20 protein-coding genes are annotated in these 18,285 nt (G+C 41.6%); 16 read left to right on the plus strand and 4 right to left on the minus strand.

Annotated elements, in window-relative coordinates; translation table 11 throughout:
* Window positions 1-227: 227 nt before the first annotated feature.
* The 5 genes from AC4PGZ_RS04035 (at window position 228) to AC4PGZ_RS04055 (ending at window position 5,833) form a co-directional block, all read left to right on the plus strand.
* Window positions 228-1,148, plus strand: a complete 921-nt coding sequence (locus AC4PGZ_RS04035; protein ID WP_492159764.1) for an ABC transporter permease — start codon at window positions 228-230, stop codon at window positions 1,146-1,148.
* Between the two features lie 13 nt (window positions 1,149-1,161).
* Entirely contained in the window at window positions 1,162-2,076 is a 915-nt protein-coding gene (locus tag AC4PGZ_RS04040; RefSeq protein ID WP_492159765.1) for an ABC transporter permease, read from the plus strand.
* A gap of 11 nt (window positions 2,077-2,087) precedes the next feature.
* Window positions 2,088-3,107, plus strand: coding sequence for an ABC transporter ATP-binding protein (locus tag AC4PGZ_RS04045; RefSeq protein WP_492159766.1), 1,020 nt, complete (start codon window positions 2,088-2,090; stop codon window positions 3,105-3,107).
* Window positions 3,100-4,083: an ABC transporter ATP-binding protein gene (locus AC4PGZ_RS04050; protein WP_492159767.1), complete on the plus strand. Its 984-nt coding sequence runs from the start codon at window positions 3,100-3,102 to the stop codon at window positions 4,081-4,083. Before AC4PGZ_RS04045 ends, AC4PGZ_RS04050 begins: the two co-directional genes overlap by 8 nt.
* Window positions 4,084-4,207: 124 nt before the next feature.
* Complete coding sequence (locus AC4PGZ_RS04055; RefSeq protein ID WP_492159768.1) at window positions 4,208-5,833, plus strand: peptide ABC transporter substrate-binding protein; 1,626 nt, start codon at window positions 4,208-4,210, stop codon at window positions 5,831-5,833.
* A 91-nt stretch (window positions 5,834-5,924) separates the two neighbouring features.
* Here the strand turns inward: AC4PGZ_RS04055 and AC4PGZ_RS04060 are convergent, their stop codons facing one another.
* The gene (locus AC4PGZ_RS04060; RefSeq protein WP_492159769.1) at window positions 5,925-6,488 is read right to left on the minus strand and encodes an endolytic transglycosylase MltG; all 564 of its coding nucleotides are present in this window, start codon (window positions 6,486-6,488) and stop codon (window positions 5,925-5,927) included.
* Window positions 6,489-6,586: 98 nt separating this feature from the next.
* Here AC4PGZ_RS04060 and AC4PGZ_RS04065 point away from each other — a divergent pair, with 98 nt between their 5' ends.
* Window positions 6,587-7,117 carry a GNAT family N-acetyltransferase gene (locus AC4PGZ_RS04065; RefSeq protein WP_492159770.1) on the plus strand — a complete coding sequence of 177 codons (531 nt, stop codon included), beginning with the start codon at window positions 6,587-6,589 and terminating at the stop codon, window positions 7,115-7,117.
* A 13-nt stretch (window positions 7,118-7,130) separates the two neighbouring features.
* Complete coding sequence (gene lepB / locus AC4PGZ_RS04070; RefSeq protein WP_492159771.1) at window positions 7,131-7,670, plus strand: signal peptidase I; 540 nt, start codon at window positions 7,131-7,133, stop codon at window positions 7,668-7,670.
* Between the two features lie 38 nt (window positions 7,671-7,708).
* On the opposite strand, the gene AC4PGZ_RS04075 is transcribed toward lepB, so the two are convergent.
* Window positions 7,709-7,939: a glutaredoxin family protein gene (locus tag AC4PGZ_RS04075; RefSeq protein WP_492159772.1), complete on the minus strand. Its 231-nt coding sequence runs from the start codon at window positions 7,937-7,939 to the stop codon at window positions 7,709-7,711.
* A 124-nt stretch (window positions 7,940-8,063) separates the two neighbouring features.
* On the opposite strand from AC4PGZ_RS04075, the gene AC4PGZ_RS04080 reads away from it, so the two are divergent.
* Window positions 8,064-9,380, plus strand: a complete 1,317-nt coding sequence (locus AC4PGZ_RS04080; RefSeq protein WP_492159773.1) for an HD domain-containing protein — start codon at window positions 8,064-8,066, stop codon at window positions 9,378-9,380.
* A 72-nt stretch (window positions 9,381-9,452) separates the two neighbouring features.
* On the opposite strand, the gene AC4PGZ_RS04085 is transcribed toward AC4PGZ_RS04080, so the two are convergent.
* On the minus strand, window positions 9,453-9,704 hold the full coding sequence (locus AC4PGZ_RS04085) for a hypothetical protein (RefSeq protein WP_492159774.1): 252 nt from the start codon (window positions 9,702-9,704) through the stop codon (window positions 9,453-9,455).
* A 161-nt stretch (window positions 9,705-9,865) separates the two neighbouring features.
* Here AC4PGZ_RS04085 and AC4PGZ_RS04090 point away from each other — a divergent pair, with 161 nt between their 5' ends.
* From AC4PGZ_RS04090 to AC4PGZ_RS04125, 8 genes are all read left to right on the plus strand, one after another.
* Entirely contained in the window at window positions 9,866-10,765 is a 900-nt protein-coding gene (locus AC4PGZ_RS04090) for an MBL fold metallo-hydrolase (protein ID WP_492159775.1), read from the plus strand.
* A gap of 30 nt (window positions 10,766-10,795) precedes the next feature.
* On the plus strand, window positions 10,796-11,605 hold the full coding sequence (gene yjbM / locus AC4PGZ_RS04095) for a GTP diphosphokinase (protein ID WP_492159776.1): 810 nt from the start codon (window positions 10,796-10,798) through the stop codon (window positions 11,603-11,605).
* Between the two features lie 22 nt (window positions 11,606-11,627).
* A complete protein-coding gene (locus tag AC4PGZ_RS04100; RefSeq protein WP_492159777.1) occupies window positions 11,628-12,317 on the plus strand; it encodes a metallophosphoesterase in 690 nt (229 codons plus the stop codon).
* 18 nt (window positions 12,318-12,335) lie between these two features.
* Window positions 12,336-13,967 carry a glutamine--tRNA ligase/YqeY domain fusion protein gene (locus AC4PGZ_RS04105; protein ID WP_492159778.1) on the plus strand — a complete coding sequence of 544 codons (1,632 nt, stop codon included), beginning with the start codon at window positions 12,336-12,338 and terminating at the stop codon, window positions 13,965-13,967.
* 100 nt (window positions 13,968-14,067) lie between these two features.
* Complete coding sequence (locus AC4PGZ_RS04110; protein ID WP_492159779.1) at window positions 14,068-14,565, plus strand: CinA family protein; 498 nt, start codon at window positions 14,068-14,070, stop codon at window positions 14,563-14,565.
* Complete coding sequence (ltaE, locus tag AC4PGZ_RS04115) at window positions 14,558-15,592, plus strand: low-specificity L-threonine aldolase (protein ID WP_492159780.1); 1,035 nt, start codon at window positions 14,558-14,560, stop codon at window positions 15,590-15,592. Before AC4PGZ_RS04110 ends, ltaE begins: the two co-directional genes overlap by 8 nt.
* A gap of 29 nt (window positions 15,593-15,621) precedes the next feature.
* Window positions 15,622-16,563 (plus strand): YegS/Rv2252/BmrU family lipid kinase, encoded by a 942-nt coding sequence (locus AC4PGZ_RS04120; protein WP_492159781.1) that lies wholly within the window; start codon window positions 15,622-15,624, stop codon window positions 16,561-16,563.
* Window positions 16,544-17,473, plus strand: coding sequence for an alpha/beta fold hydrolase (locus AC4PGZ_RS04125; protein ID WP_492159782.1), 930 nt, complete (start codon window positions 16,544-16,546; stop codon window positions 17,471-17,473). Before AC4PGZ_RS04120 ends, AC4PGZ_RS04125 begins: the two co-directional genes overlap by 20 nt.
* A gap of 21 nt (window positions 17,474-17,494) precedes the next feature.
* Here the strand turns inward: AC4PGZ_RS04125 and AC4PGZ_RS04130 are convergent, their stop codons facing one another.
* The gene (locus tag AC4PGZ_RS04130; protein WP_492159783.1) at window positions 17,495-18,268 is read right to left on the minus strand and encodes a purine nucleoside phosphorylase YfiH/LACC1 family protein; all 774 of its coding nucleotides are present in this window, start codon (window positions 18,266-18,268) and stop codon (window positions 17,495-17,497) included.
* Window positions 18,269-18,285: the final 17 nt, after the last annotated feature.

An 18,285-nucleotide genomic window follows, 5' to 3' on the forward strand; every position in this document is an offset into this window, starting at 1 on the left:
TTTCACAGGTCTACTTGGCCTGTGTTTTTGTTTTGAGGACAATATTGCTGTAAGTTATCTGAATGATAGACAAATTCTATAAATTGTGTAGATTGAAAAAATTATTAACTTGTAAAAATTTAAATATCTGAATAATCATACTACTTGGAAAAAAAGAAATGCTTGAAAAATCAGTAAAATACAGTTAGAATGTTACAAACAAAATATATTCAAAAAGGAGAATGAATATGGGTAAATATGTTGTCAGAAGAGTAATATCAATGATGATTACACTGTTTTTTATAATCACATTGACGTTTACTATGATGCACACGATTCCGGGAGGACCTTTCACAAGAGAGAAAAAGCTTCCACCGGAAATTGAAAAAGCTATGATGGAGAAATACAATCTCGATCAGCCTCTTTCAAAACAGTATGTAGATTATCTTCTCGGAGCTGTAAAGGGTGATTTCGGGCCTTCATATACGGCAAAGGGAAGAGAGGTTAGTGACATGATTGCGGACAGTTTTCCGGTATCTGGTCAGCTTGGTATACTTGCAATTATACTTATACTTTTGCTTGGAATCCCGCTGGGGGTTATCGCTGCACTTAAGCAGGGGACCTGGATTGACAAGGCGACGATATTCTTTGCGATAATGGGGGTAACCGTCCCGAGCTTCGTGCTGGCGACACTGATGATATATATTTTCGGGGTCAAGCTCAAGCTTCTGCCAACTTCAAGATGGTCTTCGGCAAAGCATATGATAATGCCTACCATTTCACTTGCAGTAGGTTCGATAGCTTATGTAGCAAGACTTACAAGATCTTCTATGCTCGAGGTTATAAGCCAGGACTACATAAGGACTGCTAGAGCGAAAGGTCTTTCAGAATCCGTAGTAGTTTTCAAACATGCACTTAAGAATGCCCTCATACCAGTAGTTACATATGTTGGACCGCTTACGGCGGGAATACTTACTGGTTCGTTCGTTATAGAAAAGATTTATGCAGTTCCTGGAATGGGAAGAATGTTCGTTGAGAGTATAAGCAACCGTGACTATACGGTTATAATGGGAGTTACGATTTTCTATGCTTTCATACTTGTACTATTCATCTTTATAACAGATATGCTGTATATGTTCATTGACCCAAGAATCAAGATTAACGAATAGGAGGAACCGGATAGTGGAAATTAATAAAATGAACTGGGAACTGGTTTCTCAGGAAGAAAAAGACGCAGAAAAGATAGTAAGGCCTTCCCTCACATACTGGGAAGACGTATGGAGAAGATTTAAAAGCAACAAGGTATCTGTAGCATCTGCTGTTTTCCTTATACTGCTTGTGCTTGGAGCGATATTCATACCGTTTTTCTGGCCTCATTCATATTCAGATCAGAATCTGATGATGACCAATCAGCCGCCAGGAAACGGATTTATCTTTGGTACTGATGCCCACGGTAGAGACCTTTTCATCAGGGTTGTTTACGGAGCGAGAATATCGCTTACCGTTGGAATACTGGCTTCAGTTATAAACCTTGTTGTTGGTGTTACCTATGGAGGTATCGCAGGATATTTCGGGGGCAAGGTCGATAACCTTATGATGAGAATTGTTGACATACTTTACACAATTCCACTTACGCTTTACGTAATACTTCTTATGGTATGGCTTAAGCCGGGTATGACAAGTATACTTGTTGCCATAGGTACGACTTACTGGATCGGTATGGCCAGGATAGTAAGGGGACAGATTTACTCTCTCAAGGAGCAGGAATATGTACTTGCAGCAAGAACGCTTGGAGCATCAGACTCAAGAATACTGTTCAAGCATCTTATCCCAAATGCAATGGGACCAATAATCGTAAGCTTGACGATGTCAATTCCTCAGGCTATATTCACAGAGGCGTTTCTTTCATTCATCGGGCTTGGAGTTTCTGCTCCGATGGCTTCGTGGGGGGTTCTTTGTAATGACGTGTTAGGAAGCTTTACAATATACCCACACCTGCTTTTCTTCCCGGCGCTTGCTCTGTGCTTGACAATATTGGCATTTAACTTTGTAGGTGACGGTCTCAGAGATGCATTGGACCCACGTATGCGTAAATAATGGAGGAAATTATGTCAGAAAAAATGTTGGAAGTTAAAGGAATGAGAACCTCGTTTTTTACTCACGTTGGAGAAGTAAAAGCTATCAGAGGTGTTGATTTCTATTTAGATAAAGGAGAGGCAGTCGGAATAGTTGGAGAGTCTGGTTCTGGTAAATCAGTAACCTCTCTTTCTGTAATGAGGCTGCTTCAGTTCCCGGGTAAATTAACCGGTGGAGAAGTGTTTTTTGATGGAGAGGACCTCGCAAAGAAGTCTGACAAGGAGATGCAGACAATCAGAGGTAATGAGATATCAATGATATTCCAGGATCCTATGACTTCGCTAAACCCTGTCTTCACTATAGGAAATCAGATAATGGAGGCTATAATAAAGCACCAGAAGATGAGCAAGGATCAGGCAAGACAGAAGGCTATAGACATGCTTAAGCTTGTTGGAATACCTTCTCCTGAAAAAAGAATAGATCAGTATCCGCATGAATTCTCAGGCGGGATGAGGCAGAGAGCCATGATTGCGATGGCGCTTTCATGTGAGCCAAAGCTTCTCATAGCTGACGAGCCTACCACTGCTCTTGACGTTACTATCCAGGCTCAGATACTTGAGCTGATGAAGGACCTCAAGGACAGGCTCAACACTTCTATAATCCTTATAACTCATGACCTTGGAGTAGTTGCAGACGTATGCACGAGAATCATTGTTATGTACGGAGGCCTGATAATGGAAGAGGGAACTACTGAAGAGATATTCTACAAGCCTCAGCATCCATACACTCTTGGACTTATGAGATCTATTCCAAAGATGAGCGACAAGGAAAACAAGGAAAGACTGATTCCGATCGACGGAACTCCGCCGGACCTCTTAAAACCGCCAGCTGGATGTCCATTTGCACCACGCTGTGACCATGCTATGAAGATATGCATGACTCAAATGCCGGAATACACAAAATCATCAGACACTCACAGAGCGGCATGCTGGCTGTTACATCCAGATGCTCCAAAAGTAGATTATACGAAAGGAGTAGGTAAAAATGTATAATAAGAATGCGGAGACGCTGCTGGAAGTAAAAAATCTGAAAAAGTATTTTGATGCATCCAGCGGACTTTTTGGTAAGAACAAGAAATACGTTCAGGCAGTAGACGATGTTTCCTTTGAACTCAAAAAAGGCGAGACACTGGGTCTTGTTGGAGAATCAGGATGCGGAAAATCTACTACAGGAAGAACTATAATAAAGCTCTATGAGCCTACTGAAGGTCAGATAATATTCAAGGGACAGGACATCTCAAAGCTTAAGAAAAGCGAGATGCTTCCTTTCAGAAAGAACATGCAGATGATATTTCAGGACCCATATGCATCGCTTAATACAAGAATGACTGTAGGGGACATTATAGCAGAGCCACTTGAGATCCACGGGATGGCTACAAAAGCAGAGATGAAGGACAAGGTGCAGCAGCTGCTTCATGACGTTGGCCTTAACCCTGACCATGCTGCAAGATATCCTCATGAGTTTTCCGGCGGACAGAGACAGCGTATAGGAATCGCAAGAGCGCTTGCGGTTGAGCCTGACTTCATAATATGTGACGAGCCTATTTCTGCGCTTGACGTTTCGATTCAGGCACAGGTAGTAAATATGCTTGAGGACCTTCAGAAAAACAGAGGGCTGACATATCTGTTCATTGCACATGACCTTTCTATGGTTAAGTATATATCTGACAGGATAGGCGTTATGTATCTTGGAAAGATGGTAGAGATGACATTCTCGGATGAACTATACAAGAATCCGCTTCACCCATATACTCAGGCGCTTCTGTCTGCAATACCTATACCGGATCCGGATATAGCGAAGCAGAGCCACAGGATTCTTCTTACAGGAGATGTTCCGAGTCCTATAGATCCTCCGTCAGGCTGCAGATTCAGAACGAGATGTCCAAAGGCTATGGATATATGCAAGGAAGCTGAGCCTCAGATGAAGGAGCTCGCACCTGGACATTTCTGTGCATGCCATCTTTATTAAATTATTAATTTTTTACTATTGAAAAAGTTGTAATTTTCTGATATTATCAGAATAGAAATCAGATGTTAATCTGTGCCCGGCTTGGGCACAGAATAATATAAAAAATTTTTCGGGAGGGAAAAATATGAAAAGAATATTAGCATTAGCACTTACTGCTGTATTGGGAATGTCACTGCTTGCAGGATGTTCTTCAGATGATTCAGCTGGTGGTTCAGACGTACCACAGAAAGTAGTTCACAACCTTGGTGCAGACCCTGCATCAGTAGACCCTGCTCTTAACGAGGCAGTTGACGGTTCACAGGTACTTCACAGTGCTTTCGAGGGACTTACAAGAACTGACGCGGATGAGCAGCCGATTCCAGGAGTAGCTGAGACATGGGATGTTTCAGAAGATGGTCTTACTTACACATTCCACCTGAGAGATTCAAAATGGTCTGACGGTGAGCCTGTAGTGGCAGCAGACTTTGAATATGCGTGGAAGAGAGCACTTGATCCTGCAACTGCAGCAGGCTATGCGTATCAGATGTATTACTTATTAAACGGCCAGAAGGCTAATGCAGGCGAAGTTTCTGTAGATGAAATCGGAGTTAAGGCTCTTGATGAGAAGACTCTTGAAGTAAAGCTTGAGTCACCTACACCTTACTTCCTTCAGTTAACTGCTTTCCCTTGCTATTTCCCTGTAAGAAAGGATATAGTTGAGGCGGATCCAGAAGGATGGGCGCTTAACCCAGAGACTTACATCTCTAACGGACCATTCACTATGACTGAGTGGACACACAATGACGTTTTAAGACTCGTTAAGAACGAAAACTACTACGATGCTGAAAACGTTAAGATCGAAGAAATTGAGTACGTTATGATAGTTGAAGGTTCAACAGCATTCTCTGCATTCCAGTCTGGAGAGATTGATTACACTGAGAACGTTCCAGCTGACCAGATAGTTCAGCTTCAGGAAGCTAGCGATCCAAACTTCAACATATTCCCATATATCGGAACATACTTCTACTGCTTCAACATGAATGATGAGCTGATGAAGGATGTTAAGGTAAGAGAAGCTCTTTCTCTTGCGATAGACAGAGAATCGATAGTTACAAACGTAACTAAAGGCGGACAGAAGCCGGCTAACGGATTCGTATCTGAAGGTATTGCTACTTCAACTGGAGAGTCTTTCAGAACTTTTGCCGGAGACTACGGAGTACCTGTAAAAGCAGATGTTGAAAAAGCTAAAGCTCTTCTTGCAGAAGCTGGATACCCAGACGGAGCAGGATTCCCAGAACTTGAACTTCTTTACAACACTAACGAAGGCCACAAGGCTATAGCAGAAGCTGTACAGGAAATGTGGAAACAAAACCTTGGAATCAACGTAACTCTTAGAAATGAAGAGTGGAAAGTATTCCAGGAAAACCGTAAAAATGGTAACTACACAGTTGCAAGACATGGATGGATCGGAGACTATGCAGATCCTATGACATTCCTTGAAATGTGGACAACTGGAGCAGGAACAAACGATGCTAAATATGCAAACCCAGAGTATGACAAGCTTATAAACGACTCTAAATTTGCAAGCGGCGCTGAGAGAGATACTATCCTTAAGGATGCTGAGGCTCTTCTTGCAAGAGATCTTCCTGTAATGCCAATTTACTACTACACAAACCCAGCGCTTATGAGAACTACTATAAAAGAAGCTCCAAAATCTTCACTTGGACCAGTATTCTATAGAAACGCTTATGTAGAAGCTGCTGCAGAGTAATAAAAAATTCAAAGCTGTTATCTGACTCAGTCAGATAGCAGCTTTTTTCAGAGTTGGTGGCACAAAAAAAGCGACATCGTCGCTTTTTTTGTTATTTTGTAAGGATGTCAATTATCTGTGAATCTGTTGAGCCCTGAGTTATTGCAAATGTTCCTGCCTTTAGCTTTGTTTCTTTTCCTGATGAAACCAGTAGATTAAGAAATACGTCTGCTGATTTTATGAGGCCCTGATTCTCTAGTGCTGCTGCTATGGAGGCGCTCGAGCTTCCCGGCGCTATCTCTATGTTCTTGATAGATGCTTCAGGACTGCCTCCCGAAGGTGTCTCGTTTTGCTGCGTTGAAGGCTGCTGCTCTGGATTCTCAGGCTTCTGCTGCTGGTCATCACTTTGTTCCTGATCATTCTCTGGCTGTGCCTGCGAGCCGTCACCTGAAGGCTCAGTTTCGGCTGAACCCGGCTCTTTTCCGGCCGAAGCTTCCTGGTCAGGGGATTGCTCTTCATGTATCACTTCGTTCATCTCTTTATACTTGTTTTCTTCGTCTTTTATGTTAAACCATCCATATAGACTGGAGGATACAACTACTCCTACAACAAGCACAATGACTGTAGTAAAAAACAGGTCACTGTGTTCATAAATAAAGTCTTTCAATTTTTCCATCTGATAACCTCACTTTTGTAATAAAACTGTATAGAAAATTCTCCTAAACTATATTATAATACTTATGGGAGCATTTTTCAATTGAAGGGATAGAAATCATGAAATATATTTTAAAAAACGGGAAAGAAATCACCATAAGAAGGCCGGGTGATGAACATGAGGAGATATTCAGCCTCATAAGGAAACTTTCGGATGAGAGCGACAACTTTCCCTTTACTTCTGAGGATTTTGGACTCGACTCAAGAAACATAGGGGCTTTTGCAGATTATCTGAACAGCAGGGAGAACAGCGTTTTTTACATAGCGGAGGCTGATTCGAGAATAGTCGGCCTGGGTTATCTGGAAGGTGGAAAGAGAGCCCGGACGGCGCACTGCGTCAATCTTGGGATAGGGGTGCTTGATGAGTTCAGCAATAAAGGCATTGGAACTGCTATTTTAAAAGAACTGATAAGATTCGCATCAGAGGGTGAGTATATAGCAAAGATAGACCTTCAGGTGAAATCTGACAACACAAAGGCTATAGCCCTCTATAAAAAATGTGGCTTTGTGCCTGAGGGCAAGACTTCGAGGGCGCTGTTCATAGATGGGGAATTCTACGACTACCTGAATATGGGATTAATAATTGACTGATAAGGAGACCGAAATGAGTGAAGCAGTAAAAAAAGAGATAATTGAATGGATAAAGGTAATTGTTGTGGCGGTCATACTTGCCGGGATAATAACTACTTTTGTAAGACCTACTCTTGTAAAAGGAGCATCTATGGAGAATACCCTGAAACAGTACGATTATCTGCTTGTAAACAAGATGGCATACAGGAGCGATCTTCCTGAAAGAGGTGATGTAATAATATTCAAGTCAGACCTTATGCAGGACAACGGAAGAGAAAAGGATCTTGTAAAGAGGGTTGTTGGCGTTGAAGGCGATCATATAATAATAACCGACGGAAAGGTATACCTCAATGATGAGCTTCTTGATGAGCCTTATACCAAAGACGGATATACTGACTATGAAATAGATACGGTGGTTCCTGAGGGACATGTATTTGCAATGGGAGACAACAGGCTTGACAGTACGGACAGCAGGGATTCAAGCGTAGGTCCTGTACCTCTTGATGACATAGTCGGCAAGGTCTTCATAAGGCTTTTCCCGTTCAACAAGATTACAACAGATTTTCAAGGATAAAAAAAGAGAGAGGCTATGCCTCTCTTGTTTAAAATAGCTTAGATTCCAAGCAGTTCGTTTATCTTTGCTTCGTCGAAGCCCATTATGAGTTCATCATCGATATAAATGGCAGGAACGCCAAGGATTTTTTTCTGCAGCAGGTATTTTCTGGCTTCTGGATCCTTGCTTACGTTTTTCTCCTCATAAGGGATGTTTTTGGAATCCAGATATTCCATGGCATGGTGGCAATGTGAACATGTTGAGCTTGTATAGATCACGACTTTTTTCATATTAGACTTCCTTTCTAAAATTATGATAACTATATTTTAAATTAAAAATCAATATAAAGCTATAGATAATTTGAAAAAACTAAATTTATCTTTTAACAAAATATTTTGATAAAGGAGCAAAGCAATGGCTGATAGCAAGAGGTATGTACTCAGGGATCCCGTGCATCTGGATATAGAGTTTCCGTATAAGTATTTTTCACTGGTTAATACGACTGAATTTCAGCGCCTCTCCAGGATAAAGCAGCTCAGCTGTGAATATCTTGTCTTTCCTACAGCATCACATACGAGATTTTCGCACAGCATAGGTACATATCATGTGATGGGGCTTCTGATTGATCATCTCGAGGGCATACTGAATTCATATGGAATCGAAGTTACACAGGAGCAGCGAGATCTTGCTCTTTGCAGCGCACTGCTTCACGACATCGGACACGGGCCGTTTTCTCACACCTTTGAAAAGATATTCGGACTTGGAAATCATGAGGACTGGACCGTAAAAATAATGAGGGACCCTGATTCTCAGATTAACAGATCCCTTACCCAGAACTTCTCTGAGTCATTCGTAGAAAAGCTCGCGGCTATTTTTGAAGGGAGTTCCGATGATTCGTCTGATGGTGAAGAAAACATTATGACGCTGATATCGCAGCTCATAAGCTCTCAGATAGATGCAGACAGGATGGACTACCTTCTGCGTGACAGCTATTTTACAAGCATCAGCAACGGCAACTATGATATAAGAAGGCTCATAAAGTCTCTCGATGTTGCGTGTAAGGAGAGCAGGTTCAGGATCTGTGTAAACGAAAAATACATATCCTCGATTGAGGAGTATATAATGGCGAGATACTATATGCACAAGGAGGCGTATCAGCATCCTGTAAAAGTTCAGATGGAGGCCATGCTCGTAAAGATATTTGCAAGGGCAAGAGAGCTTTATCTGACAGGAAAGACTTTATTTGCCGATGAAATCATGCTCAAGCTGTTTGATAAAAAAGAGATTTCAGTGAGCGAGTATACATCTATAGACGATTACTTCATGTACTTTCACATGACAAAATGGAAAAATCACAGCGACTCGGTACTTTCTCACATGTGCAGAGCATTTCTTGACAGAAAGAAATACAAGCGCTACAGAAAGACGGAGAACATACCTGAGCTGTGTGAAGTCCTGGACCAAAACCTCAGAGACTGCGGTATGGAAGCAGCTGACTGGAACAGCGAGTATGGATATATAAAAAGAACGGTATCTTTTGGAATATATGATAGGAAAAAGGACAATATCTGGGTAAAGATGAAGGATGGATCAATTAAGGACATATCAGAGGTTTCATATGTATTCAGGAGCATGGATATGGAAAAGCCATATGAGAGGACGATAGAATGTTTTTCAAGCGAGCTTCTGATGGCCAGATTTGGTGATTGTATCCTTGAGGGGCTTTGCTGAAGGTCATTAATCATGCCGGATTGAGATTAAAATGAAAGAGTCCCGAAGCTATATGTCTTCAGGACTCTTTTTTTAGAATTCAGGCGCAAATTTTTCGCCAAGATATTTCAGTACTGTATCTCTAGGGGTATCAGGCGTTATCATGATAGATTTTCCAGTCTCCTCAAAGTAGATTTCTATATTGCAGTCGCCTCTTTTGAAGCTTTTGAGGACTGTATCGTCAAGAACCCGCCTTACCTTTACTTTGTTGATTTTCTTCTTGTCATATTCCTTGGTAAAATAGTATCCTTTGAGATTGAATACTTTTGTATATACATTTTCCATGATTTCCTCCAGTAAAAATTGCATTATTATTGTTGCGAAATTGCAGCTTTGTTAAATACATTATACTGAATTAGCTATAAATAAGCTATATTTATTGTTAAACTTTTTAAATTTTGATATAATTAACAGGTGCAGATAATTAAAGAACTGAGGAAAATACTATGGAATTAAACAAAATCAATGGACACAGTTACTATATAAAAGGTGGCACGAATACAGGGGTATATGTATTCAAGGACAAGTCAGCGCTTGTGATAGACGCAGGGCATACCGTGGGAAGAGGAAGGCGCATATGCAGCTCTCTTGAGGAGAATGGCATGAGAGCCAGATATGTATATACTACTCATGAGCATTTTGACCATTATGAGGCTTTTCAGGGTATAAAACAGACAGCGCCCCATGTAGAGCTCATAGCGCATGAAATGGCAAGGCCATATATCGAGAACCTCTATATAGGGAAGGCCTATCTTGTGTCATCAGCTCCGCCAAAATTCCAGGGAAAGAGAGCGGATGAAGCTACGAGGTACTTCAGTGTGGATATACCTGTAAATGAAAAGTTAACCATAAAGGACAGGGATTTTGAGATACATCATGTTCCGGGTCACTGCATGGGTCAGGCCGTCATTATCACGGATGACAGGGTGTGCTATCTTGGAGACTCGGTTTTTGACAGGACGATAATGGCAAAATACGATATGCCGTTCCTGTACAGCATCGATTATCAGAGACAGTCCCTGGAAAAGATAAAGAATCTGGATTTTGACCATGGCCTCATTGCACATTCAAAAAATGTATACAGCAAATCGGAGATAGATAAGATAATAGATGAGAACGTTGAGGTACTGGACAGATATGAAGCTGATATCATAGAGATATTAAAGACTCCATCTTCAAGAGAGGAAATATTGCAGCAGCTTCTTGTCATAAATGAAATTGAATGCAATTTTGAGACATATCACTATAATTATTCAACGACAGGCGCATTTATCGCCAGCCTGGCTGAGAGAAATATTATAGATTATACTTACGATCAGGGGAAGATATATTATTACGGCATATAAGATTGAGCAAAGATACAGCAGGAGGGGAATATGGAGTACAGAGAATGGAGAAGGATATTACTGCCTTATGAGTATGCAGTCGAAGAGCTCAAGGTAAAGTTCAAGAATATAAGAAGAGAGTTTCAGAATAAGGGAGAGTATTCGCCGATTGAGTTTGTAACAGGAAGGATCAAAAAGGTAACTTCGATCCTGGACAAGGCAAAGAAACTGAATATGGATACCGACAAGATATGTGCAGAAATGGAAGACATTGCCGGCATAAGAGTAATGTGCCAGCTTGTGGATGACATATATACGGTTGTGGATATAATACATTCAAGGAATGACATGGAGGTAGTCTATGAAAAGGACTACATAAAGAATTACAAGGAAAGCGGATATAGAAGCTACCATGTCATAATAAAGTACCCTATAGAGACTATAGAAGGCTCAAAGGAGATCCTTGCCGAGATACAGATAAGGACGCTTTCGATGAACTTCTGGGCTACTATAGAGCATTCGCTCAGATACAAGTACAACAAGGAGCTGCCTGAGGACCTGAGTATAAGGCTGAGACGCGCCGGAGACGCAGCCTTTACTCTGGACAGAGAGATGAGTGAGATAAGAGAGGAAATCATTAAGGCGCAGGTGACCTTCGGGCTCAAATCCCTTGCTGTAAAGGAATCTCTCGATGGGATACGTCTGCTTCATAAAATGGGCTATGAGCAGGATGCGATTGCATTTCAGGAGCAACTTGACGTAATCAATGCGGTGGACAACATAGATGCGCTTGCAGTGCTTCAGGGACAGATAGACGCTATGATAGATGATATCAAGCAGAGATCTAAGGAAAAAAAATAATTTATTTCCGAGAAAGGATAATATGTCGATATACGCAATAGGAGACCTTCATCTGTCATCAAATGAACAGAAGCCGATGGATATCTTCGGGTGGATAAATCACAAGGAGAAGATATTCTCAAGCTGGAATGAACTTGTAACAGATGAGGACATCGTTATAATAGCAGGAGACACGTCATGGGCGCTCAAATTCGAAGATGCAAAGCTGGATCTCGATGAAATCAGCAGGCTCAGGGGCAGAAAGATAATCATAAAGGGAAATCATGATTACTGGTGGCAGTCTCTTACGAAAATGAAAAAAAACTATCCGGATATTGAATTTTTGCATAACAATCATGTTATAATTAATAATTATATATTCTATGGGACAAGAGGCTGGATATGCCCAAACGACACAAAATTCACGCTTGAGGATGAGAAGATATACAGCCGTGAGACAGAGCGGCTGAAATATTCTCTGAATTCATACAAGGCAGATACATCAGGACTTACAAAATTTGTGGTAATGCATTATCCGCCTGTAAATGACAGACATGATGATTCTGAGATACTGAGGATAATAAGAGATAATGATATAGACTATATGGTCTATGGACATCTGCACGGAGAGGAATCATTCAGCTATGTATTTGAGGGGATGCATGATGGGACGAGTTTTCATCTTGTGTCCTGCGATTATCTCGATTTTAAGCTTAAAAAAATATGTGACTGATATAAGGAGAAACTTAAAATGGAAAACAAGCTAAAGCCAGGCAATTTCATTAAGAACATTGTCATAGAAGATTTAAAAAGCGGTAAGCATAAGGATATAATGACAAGATTTCCGCCAGAGCCTAACGGATACCTCCACATAGGACACGCCAAGGCTATCACTCTCAACTTTGAGCTTGCGGATGAGTTCGGTGGAAAGACCAATCTGAGATTTGATGACACAAATCCTGTAAAAGAAGATGAGGAATTCGTACAGTCTATAATGGAAGATGTGAAGTGGCTGGGATTTGAGTGGGACAATCTGTTCTGGGCATCTGACTATTTTGATATCATGTACGGAAAGGCCGTGCTTCTGATAAAAAAGGGAAAGGCATTCGTGTGCGACCTCAGCCCTGAGGAAATGAGGGAGTACAGAGGTACTCTCACAGAGCCAGGAAAAGACAGCCCTTACAGAAACAGGAGCGTTGAAGAAAATCTTGAACTCTTCGAGAAGATGAGAGAAGGCGCTTATGACGACGGGGCAAAGGTGCTGAGAGCAAAGATAGATATGTCATCTGCAAACATAAATATGAGAGATCCTGTAATATACAGGATTACAAAAGCCACTCACCACAACACGGGAGACAAATGGTGCATATATCCGATGTATGACTATGCACACCCGCTTGAGGATGCAATAGAAGGAATAACTCATTCCATATGTACTCTGGAATTTGAGGATCACAGACCATTCTATGACTGGGTGATAAGAGAATGTGAGATGGAATCGGTGCCTCAGCAGATAGAATTTGCACGTCTGAACATTACAAACACAGTGATGAGCAAGAGGAAGCTGAAAAAGCTTGTCGATGATGCCGTGGTTGATGGCTGGGACGATCCGAGGATGCCTACTATCTCAGGGCTGAGAAGAAGAGGATACACTCCTGAGGCTATAAGAACCTTCTGCAGAGAGATAGGAATCTCAAAGTCAAACAGCACCGTAGATTCACAGTACTTGGAGCACTTCATAAGAGAGGACCTCATAAAGAAAGCTCCAAGGACGATGGCTGTTCTGAGACCGCTCAAGGTAATAATAACAAACTATGAAGAGGGAAAGACCGAATATCTTGAAGCTGAAAACAACAGCGATTCAGAAGAGGATATGGGCGTAAGGATGATACCATTTTCAAGAGAGATTTATATAGAGCAGGACGATTTCATGGAAAATCCTCCGGCAAAATATTTCAGGCTCTTCCCTGGAAATGAGGTAAGGCTAAAGCATGCATACTTCATCAAATGCAATGAAGTTATAAAGGATGAGCAGGGCAATGTAACAGAGATACACTGCACATATGATCCACAGACAAAGAGCGGAAGCGGATTCAACGAAAGAAAAGTAAAGGGAACGCTTCACTGGGTTGAGGCAAAAAATGCCGTTACAGCTGAAATGAGGCTGTTTGAGCCGATACTTCTAGATGGAGAGGATGATGTAAACCCGGATTCAATCGAGATACTTCAGGGATATGTTGAGGAAGGCCTCAGAAATGCCGCGCCGGAGTCAAAGTACCAGTTCTTCAGACATGGATATTTCAATGTCGATCCAAAATTCTCAGAAGAAGGCAGACTTGTTTTCAACAGGATAGTTGCACTCAAGAGCTCTTTCAAGATATAAACAGCAAAATGAACTGATTTTCAGAAAAAGCAGGGCAAGGGGGTAATCTATACTCCCTTGCTTTGTAAAAATAAGCATAAAATGCCTGTGAGGTGCTGATATGGAAAATGCAAACATAAAGATAGTAGAGATGCTTAAAAAAAGAGGAATGACTCTTGCTATAGCCGAATCACTTACTGGAGGGCTTGTTTCATCTGCAATATGCGGAGTCCCTGGAGCAAGCGAGGTGCTTCTTGAGGGCGTGGTATCATATACGGACGAATCTAAAATCACCAGGCTTGGAGTAAGGCGCGAGACCCTTGAAATACATTCATCAGTAAGCTCTCAGACCGCAGCGGAAATGGCAGAAGGGGTAAGAAAAAATCTTGGCGCAGATATTGGAATTTCCACGACTGGCGTGGCAGGACCTGGAGAAACTGATGAAAATGGAAACCCAAGAGGCCTTGTATATGTGGGGTTGTCCTCGGGCAATGAAACAAGCGTAAGCAGGCATATGTTTGACGGAACAAGAAACGCAATAAGGGAACAGGCAAAAGATATCTGCCTTGAAAGACTTTATGAAATATTATATGAAAAGGAGCGTAAAAATAATGATTGATTTTAGAAGCGATACGGTAACGCGTCCGACGCAGAGGATGAGAGATGCAATGTACAGGGCAGAGGTAGGGGATGACGTTTATGGAGACGACGTGACAGTAAACAAGCTGCAGGAATACATAGCGCAGCTCTGCGGAATGGAGGCAGCGCTTTTTGTACCGAGCGGAACGTTCTGTAATCAGCTTGCACTCTTTACCCACTGCAACAGGGGAGATGAGATAATACTTCCTGATGAGTGCCATATAGTTCAGCATGAGGCAGGCTCTGCAGCTATAATTTCAGGAGTTAACATGAGGACGCTTCCGACATACAACGGAAAGATGGAGCTCGACAGGCTCGAGAATGCAATAAGAAAAGAAGAGGATATACACTATCCTGAAACAAAGCTGATATGTATTGAAAACGCATTTTCTGATGGAACCGTGGTAGATCTTGAGTATATGAGAAGCGTAAAAAAAATAGCAGACAGATACAAGCTAAAGGTACATCTTGATGGAGCAAGGTTCTTTAATGCCGTGACTTCGCTCAACTGTGAGATAAGGGATATAACAGAAAATGTAGATTCTCTTAACATATGTCTTTCGAAGGGGCTTTGTGCTCCGATAGGATCAGTTCTGGTTGGAACTAAGGAATTCATAAAGAGTGCAACGAAAAAGAGAAAAATAATGGGTGGCGGAATGAGGCAGGTTGGGGTGCTCGCTGCTGCAGGTCAGATAGCTGTAAAAGAAATGAGACTGAGACTTGTCGAGGATCATGACAATGCCAGATATCTTGCGGAGAGACTGGATATCATATCAGGAATAGAGGTCCTCAGGAACAAGCTCGACATAAACATGGTATTTTTCAAAGTAAGGGATGAAAAGCTCAAAAATTACTTTACGGTAGAGAATTTCGCAAAATATGGAATCATCATAAATCCTGAAGAAAATGGTCTTTTCAGATTCGTGACTCACTACTATATATCAAGAGAAGCAATCGACGAGACTATAGATCTCATAATAAAGCTCAAGGAGAGATCTCAGAGATAGTATGACATCCATGGAAATGAGGTGGAGATATGAAACATGCTTTATTTGCATATAATCCGGTTTCAGGAAACAGATTTATTTCAAAGCACATTGACTTTATAATAGAAAAGCTGCAAAGCTATGGCGTTTATCTTACTGTGTACAGGATACCGGAGGACGATACTGACCTGAAGGAAATAATGACTGACAGGTTTGATCTAATAATCGGCTCCGGTGGAGATGGAACGCTCAGCCAGATAGTTCAGGTAATGCTTGAAAACCGGCTCGCCATACCTTTTTTCGCTCTTGGGGCGGGAACGAGCAACAATTTCACGAGAAGCATAGACCTTTCAAGGAGCATAAACACGGAGTCCCAGCTGGAGAACATAATCGATGAGGTATTCAGCGGCAGCACTGGAATGGTAGATATCGGGATAGTGAATAATGAGAGAGTATTTCTGACTTCGCTGGCAGGAGGAGCCTTTGTAGATACGTCCTACATGACTGACAAGAATCTCAAGCTCGTTATGGGACCGCTTGCCTATTATCTCAAGCCATTCACCGAGCTTACGGCTCTCAAGACATATGACCTGGAAATAACGGTTGACGGCATAAAATATGATGAAAAGGCATATATGTTCCTTCTTCTCAACGGAAAGAGCGTAGGAACTTTTTCCAACTTCATAGATACTGGAAATATTTCAGACGGCATAATGGAGCTCATAATAATAAGAGAGAGCACGACTATAGAAATTGCAAATCTTTTCTTCTCGGTCATGAAGGGAGAAGATATAACCAGGCACAGCAATGTAAAGCTGATACGTGGAAACCGATTCCTCATTGATTCTGAAGACGATATTACAATAAGCATAGATGGAGAGAAGGGGCCGGAAATGCCGCTTTCTGTAGAGGTTAAGAAAGGCTGTCTCAAGGTACTTGTTCCAAAGAATTTTGAGAATAGAGGTGCAGAAGATGAACTACAGGGAATTTGATTTCAAGTCATATACGGATGGACTTAAAATAGCAGCCTACAAGTTCATGCCAGATCGAAGACCTGTCGCTATAATACAGATTTCCCACGGAATGGCAGAAAAAGCCCTGAGGTATTCATCGGTAGCGGAGAGCTTTGTCTCAAGAGGCTTTGGGGTATATATAAACGACCACAGAGGTCATGGTAAATCAGCTCATAAAAAATATGGATATATGGGAGAGGGCGACGTATTCCTAAAGATGGTAAGGGACATGCGAAGCCTTAACCGGATAATAGCACGTGAAAACCCGGGAGTCCCGGTGGTTCTGCTTGGGCATTCGATGGGATCCTTCCTGGCTCAGAGATATGTACAGATTTATCCTGAGACAGTCGAGATGCTCCTTCTTTCAGGAAGCAACGGAAGAAACCAGATACCGGTGTCAAAGGTAGGGAAGATAGTAGCCAAAACCATGATGACGGTAATGGGGTCAGAAAAGGAAGCTGAGCTCATTAGAAATGCACAGGACCTTATGTTCAACAAGAAGATAAGGAACAGATCAACAAAATCAGACTGGCTGTCTACCAATGAGTCCGAAGTAGGGAAGTATGTCCAGAGCAGTGACATGGGCTTCAGCTTTACGACTTCCGCTTATTATTATCTTTTCAATGGAATCTGCCAGAACTTCAATGGCATAAACCTAAGGCGGATACCTGAAGAAATGCCTGTCTTGATTTTTTCAGGGGACAGAGATCCTGTAGGAGACTATGGAAAAGGGCCTGAAAACCTTGAAAAGATGTACAGGAAGAATGGCCTTAAAAACGTACAGCTCATGCTGTATGAAAACAGAAGGCATGAGCTGTTCAATGAAGGAAACCGGGAACAGGTAATTGAGGATGTGACAGAGTTCATAAAGAAGAACCTGCCTTCATAAAATCACTGAGATACGGTAAAATCAAATGGATACTGCCATTATCATCCTTCCAGAGCTTTTGGGATTTCGTCTGTAAGAGTGCATCAGCTCGGAGCTGAAGGTTGAGATGTCTGCAGTATATATGTTCGATTCTTTTATCCCGTATGAAACCAGAGACCTCTCTATTATGCCTTGCATGTCAAGGAGATAATGGAGCTGGTCTTTTTGTCTGTAAAAACCATTTATATCACCAAAGCTTCCTCTGAAAATATCGAGCACATCGCTCTGAATCTCAAAATCATCATATCCAATGCAGGGCCCTATTATCACAGTAAGATCCTGAGGGAGAGAACCAAATTGAGTACACATGATATCTGCAGCTTTGAGGAAGATTTTTTTTGAAGTGCCTCTCCATCCGGAGTGAAGATTTGCCATAACTTTCTTTACAGGGTCTATTATGATCACAGGGGTACAGTCTGCAAACCTGGTAACGAGAACGGTGTTTCTGAGTCCTGTTATAAGGCCGTCAGTATCTTCGAAAAATCTTCCGGCGTAAAAAGGAGCACCTTCCTCAGAAGATGAAATTACCTTTATGCCGTCTGAATGGACCTGTGAAGTAAAAAAGCGAACATCCTGAGAACTGTCCATAAACCTAAATGTCTCTTCGTAATCACTCATGAGCTTAGCTTCATCTGAATTTCCTGTGAGTATGTCTGAGGTAGTAAAGCAGTTTTTTATTCCCATATCTGTAAGAACCGGAAATGTTATATATCTGTGGCCTTCATGCAATTTGATTTCATAGTGATTTCTGTTCAATTAATTTTCCTCCTAAA

Source organism: Proteocatella sp. QWL-06, from assembly GCF_058684135.1.

What these genes read in the sequence shown, in the direction of transcription:
- ltaE (WP_492159780.1), top strand. Translation starts at nt 14,558, where the DNA reads ATGATTGATTTTAGAAGCGATACGGTAACGCGTCCGACGCAGAGGATG.
- AC4PGZ_RS04080 (WP_492159773.1), top strand. Translation starts at nt 8,064, where the DNA reads ATGGCTGATAGCAAGAGGTATGTACTCAGGGATCCCGTGCATCTGGAT.
- AC4PGZ_RS04055 (WP_492159768.1), top strand. Translation starts at nt 4,208, where the DNA reads ATGAAAAGAATATTAGCATTAGCACTTACTGCTGTATTGGGAATGTCA.
- lepB (WP_492159771.1), top strand. Translation starts at nt 7,131, where the DNA reads ATGAGTGAAGCAGTAAAAAAAGAGATAATTGAATGGATAAAGGTAATT.
- AC4PGZ_RS04065 (WP_492159770.1), top strand. Translation starts at nt 6,587, where the DNA reads ATGAAATATATTTTAAAAAACGGGAAAGAAATCACCATAAGAAGGCCG.
- AC4PGZ_RS04105 (WP_492159778.1), top strand. Translation starts at nt 12,336, where the DNA reads ATGGAAAACAAGCTAAAGCCAGGCAATTTCATTAAGAACATTGTCATA.
- AC4PGZ_RS04090 (WP_492159775.1), top strand. Translation starts at nt 9,866, where the DNA reads ATGGAATTAAACAAAATCAATGGACACAGTTACTATATAAAAGGTGGC.
- AC4PGZ_RS04085 (WP_492159774.1), bottom strand. Translation starts at nt 9,704, where the DNA reads ATGGAAAATGTATATACAAAAGTATTCAATCTCAAAGGATACTATTTT.
- AC4PGZ_RS04045 (WP_492159766.1), top strand. Translation starts at nt 2,088, where the DNA reads ATGTCAGAAAAAATGTTGGAAGTTAAAGGAATGAGAACCTCGTTTTTT.
- AC4PGZ_RS04035 (WP_492159764.1), top strand. Translation starts at nt 228, where the DNA reads ATGGGTAAATATGTTGTCAGAAGAGTAATATCAATGATGATTACACTG.
- AC4PGZ_RS04060 (WP_492159769.1), bottom strand. Translation starts at nt 6,488, where the DNA reads ATGGAAAAATTGAAAGACTTTATTTATGAACACAGTGACCTGTTTTTT.
- AC4PGZ_RS04120 (WP_492159781.1), top strand. Translation starts at nt 15,622, where the DNA reads ATGAAACATGCTTTATTTGCATATAATCCGGTTTCAGGAAACAGATTT.
- AC4PGZ_RS04075 (WP_492159772.1), bottom strand. Translation starts at nt 7,939, where the DNA reads ATGAAAAAAGTCGTGATCTATACAAGCTCAACATGTTCACATTGCCAC.
- yjbM (WP_492159776.1), top strand. Translation starts at nt 10,796, where the DNA reads ATGGAGTACAGAGAATGGAGAAGGATATTACTGCCTTATGAGTATGCA.
- AC4PGZ_RS04100 (WP_492159777.1), top strand. Translation starts at nt 11,628, where the DNA reads ATGTCGATATACGCAATAGGAGACCTTCATCTGTCATCAAATGAACAG.
- AC4PGZ_RS04050 (WP_492159767.1), top strand. Translation starts at nt 3,100, where the DNA reads ATGTATAATAAGAATGCGGAGACGCTGCTGGAAGTAAAAAATCTGAAA.
- AC4PGZ_RS04110 (WP_492159779.1), top strand. Translation starts at nt 14,068, where the DNA reads ATGGAAAATGCAAACATAAAGATAGTAGAGATGCTTAAAAAAAGAGGA.
- AC4PGZ_RS04125 (WP_492159782.1), top strand. Translation starts at nt 16,544, where the DNA reads ATGAACTACAGGGAATTTGATTTCAAGTCATATACGGATGGACTTAAA.